At 59.5% G+C, this 242-nt stretch carries 2 pseudogenes; both read right to left on the reverse strand.

Features of this window, described 5'->3' with window-relative positions:
* Positions 1 to 5: 5 nt before the first annotated feature.
* Positions 6 to 119, reverse strand: a pseudogene (locus SB751_RS34605) (IS5/IS1182 family transposase); the annotation flags it as partial.
* Positions 120 to 129: 10 nt separating this feature from the next.
* A pseudogene (locus SB751_RS34610) lies at positions 130 to 242 on the reverse strand (IS5/IS1182 family transposase); the annotation flags it as partial.

Genomic DNA, 242 nt, shown 5'->3' on the forward strand with positions numbered 1-242 from the left:
ATTCTTCACCCGCCAGACGGACTGTTCCCATGACATGGCCACAGCCGCTGACGCGCCACCACCAGGTTCGCCAGCGCGAACAGGCTGAACAGCTGCGCCGTGTTCTTGGCCAGTCCCTTAGAGACGGTTTCATAAAGACTGATCGGCCCGCCGAAGGGTATTCCAGCAGATCAGGCAGCAACCGAGTTTGAGGAACGCGCCGTGAATGTCTGCACGGCGCTCGAAACGAATACGGAGACGAC

The sequence above is a fragment of the Cupriavidus sp. SIMBA_020 genome (assembly GCF_046535395.1).
Lineage (GTDB): Bacteria > Pseudomonadota > Gammaproteobacteria > Burkholderiales > Burkholderiaceae > Cupriavidus > Cupriavidus campinensis.